This window comes from Candidatus Zixiibacteriota bacterium (assembly GCA_022865345.1).
In the GTDB taxonomy this organism is placed as follows: domain Bacteria; phylum Zixibacteria; class MSB-5A5; order MSB-5A5; family RBG-16-43-9; genus RBG-16-43-9.
The window spans coordinates 1-2,705 of sequence record JALHSU010000272.1 but is presented as its reverse complement, the minus strand read 5'-3'; the positions used below and the strand labels follow the sequence as shown (position 1 = coordinate 2,705).

The following is a 2,705-nucleotide window of genomic DNA, read 5'->3' as shown; positions in this document are numbered from 1 at the left end:
CCTGCTTCTGGTTTATCCAGGAGCTGTTCTTGGTCCCGGCGATCCCAAAGCCACGGGCAAATATATTGATGATCTGATTCATCGTCGGTTACCAGCCAGAGTATTCGAAGATTCTGTTCTCACCTGGGTATATGTGAAGGACGTGGCTGAAGCTATTGTCAAGGCATTAGAAAAGGAAAATAACCTTGGAGAGAAATATCTGGTGGGGAAATACCGGCTATCGATGCGAGAAATCAATGAGATGATCAGGGAAATCTCCGGGGTCCCCTTACCGAAGTTCCGCTTACCTGATCCTCTGGTTACGCTAAATGCTTTCATTCTGACCCAAGTTGCAAATATCATAAAAAAACCTCCTTTATGGGGAATGTCCCGGGATCAGATCAGGACAATGAAAAAGGGGTTCAGGTTCGATGGGAGTAAAGCAGAAAGGGAGTTGGGGATCACCTATACACCTATTCGCCAGGCACTAAAGGAAACAATCGAATCTTATCAAGGATAAATTTACTGACTCATTGTCGAACGCGACTACGAAAAAATGCAGGTATATCAGGCTTCCGAAGCGCATGCTCCTTGAGACGGAATTCCTTTACAAAAAGGATTGACAAAATTTCCCAGAAAAACTAAATTGTTGTGGCAGGAACCCCCAGTTAGAAGAATTTTAAACAGCTCAAGTGCAGTACGTATCGTCATACCAAGTTCAGGAGGCAAAGTATGAAAATAGGCTTTGTTGGTTTAGGAAAAATGGGGTCTAACATGGTTGAGCGTTTACTCCAGCACAACCATCAGGTGGTAGCCTATGATTTAAGCGAGGAAGCAAGAAAAGAAGTTAGTGCCAAAGGTGCTGAAATTGTCACTTCCTTAGAAGAGCTGGTAAAAAAGCTGGAGGCTCCACGTGCAGTCTGGGTTATGGTTCCTGCTGGAGAACCGACCGAGGACACTATAAATTCTCTTTCCTCACTTTTGCAAAAAGGAGACGTGATAATTGATGGAGGCAATTCATACTATAAAGATTCCATAAAAAGAGCGGAGCAATTAAAAGAAAAGAGTATCTTTTTTCTGGATGTAGGCACAAGCGGCGGTATCTGGGGCTTGAAAGTAGGATATTGCCTGATGGTCGGCGGCGAAAAGGATGCTTTCCTGAAGCTGGAACCGGTATTTAAATCCCTTGCTCCAAAAGATGGTTACGCTCATCTGGGAGAAAACGGGGCAGGGCATTTTGTCAAGATGGTTCACAACGGAATAGAATATGCCCTTCTTCAAGCCTATGGCGAGGGGTTTGAGATAATGCAGGCAAAAAAAGATTTCAAGTTAGACCTTGCCGGGATCTCTCATTTATGGAACCGGGGTAGCGTGGTTCGCTCCTGGCTTTTAGAGCTGGCTGAGGATGCATTCAAAAAAAGTCCTCACTTGGAGGAAATAGAAGGGTATGTGATCGATTCCGGAGAAGGCCGATGGACAGTGCTTGAGGCAATCAATGAAGAGGTGCCAGCCCCGGTTATCAACCTTTCGCTTCTGGAGCGGTTTCGCTCCCGTCAAAAAGAATCCTTCTCTGCCAAAGTCATTGCTGCTTTGAGAAACGAGTTTGGAGGGCACGAGGTGAAAAGGAAAAAGCCTGAGGAGAAAAGATAGATGATTACAAAAAAGATCAATCTGGATGAATTCAATGAAAAAGCCAGACAGTTTCGAAAGGAAATCTTAGAAACCATTACCGAGGCGGGAAGCGGTCATCCAGGAGGGTCTTTATCCGGGGTGGAGATTCTGATCTCCCTTTACTATCACAAGATGCGGCATAAACCGGAAAATCCTGCCTGGCCTTTGAGGGACAGGTTCATTATGTCCAAGGGGCATGCCAGCCCTTTGCTTTATGTGGTTCTTGCCAACTGCGGGTATTTTCCAAAAGAGGAGCTTAAGACCTTTCGAAAATTAGGGAGCAGGCTGCAGGGGCACGTTTACGCAGGAGTGCCGGGAGTGGAGCTTTCCACTGGTTCTCTGGGCCAGGGTTTCTCAGTAGGTAATGGAATCGCGCTGGGAGCCAAGATTCGCGGAGTCAATTTCAGGGTCTACACTCTTTTAGGAGACGGTGAAATCCAGGAGGGCCAGGTATGGGAAGCAGCAATGACTGCTGGGCATCACAAACTGGATAATGTATGTGCTATACTGGATCGCAATGGGGTTCAGGAAAACGGTCCGGTAGAGGAAATAAAGCGCGAAGAGCCTCTGGCAGACAAATGGAGAAGCTTTGGCTGGCACGTTATAGATGTCAATGGACACGATTTTGAACAGTTGATAGACGCACTGGACCAGGCGGAGACGGTAAAAGGTAAGCCAACTTTTATCATCGCCCGCACAATCAAAGGAAAAGGGGTCTCCTTTATGGAGGGGCAGGCAAAATGGCACGGCAAAGCTCCTGATAAAGAGCAGCTTAAAACCGCTCTTTCCGAGTTGGGGTTTTAGATCAAAGGGAGAAAGATATGGCAGAAATGAAAGCAACAAGAGATGGATTTGGAGAAGCGCTGGTAGAGTTAGGAAGAAAAAACAAAAAAATAGTGGTGCTTTCAGGTGACTTAGAGGATTCCACACGAGCTGAATATTTCAAAAAAGAATTCCCGGAAAGGTTTTTTAATCTGGGGATCTCAGAGCAGGATATTTTAGGCACATCCGTAGGTTTAAGCTTAGACGGGCTTATCCCTTTTGCCTGTTCCTTT

The 2,705-nt window shown here is 45.9% G+C and carries 4 protein-coding genes; all 4 read left to right on the top strand.

Features of this window, described 5'->3' with window-relative positions; all coding sequences use genetic code 11:
• The coding region (locus MUP17_13015; GenBank protein MCJ7459889.1) for a hypothetical protein at positions 1–499 on the top strand (499 nt) is incomplete at its 5' end.
• Positions 500–711: 212 nt separating this feature from the next.
• Entirely contained in the window at positions 712–1,629 is a 918-nt protein-coding gene (gene gnd, locus MUP17_13010) for a decarboxylating 6-phosphogluconate dehydrogenase (GenBank protein ID MCJ7459888.1), read from the top strand.
• Entirely contained in the window at positions 1,630–2,454 is an 825-nt protein-coding gene (locus MUP17_13005; GenBank protein ID MCJ7459887.1) for a transketolase, read from the top strand.
• 17 nt (positions 2,455–2,471) lie between these two features.
• The coding region (locus MUP17_13000) for a transketolase family protein (protein ID MCJ7459886.1) at positions 2,472–2,705 on the top strand (234 nt) is incomplete at its 3' end.

Coding starts and splice junctions, on each gene's coding strand:
- gnd (MCJ7459888.1), top strand. CDS start 712: ATGAAAATAGGCTTTGTTGGTTTAGGAAAAATGGGGTCTAACATGGTT.
- MUP17_13005 (MCJ7459887.1), top strand. CDS start 1,630: ATGATTACAAAAAAGATCAATCTGGATGAATTCAATGAAAAAGCCAGA.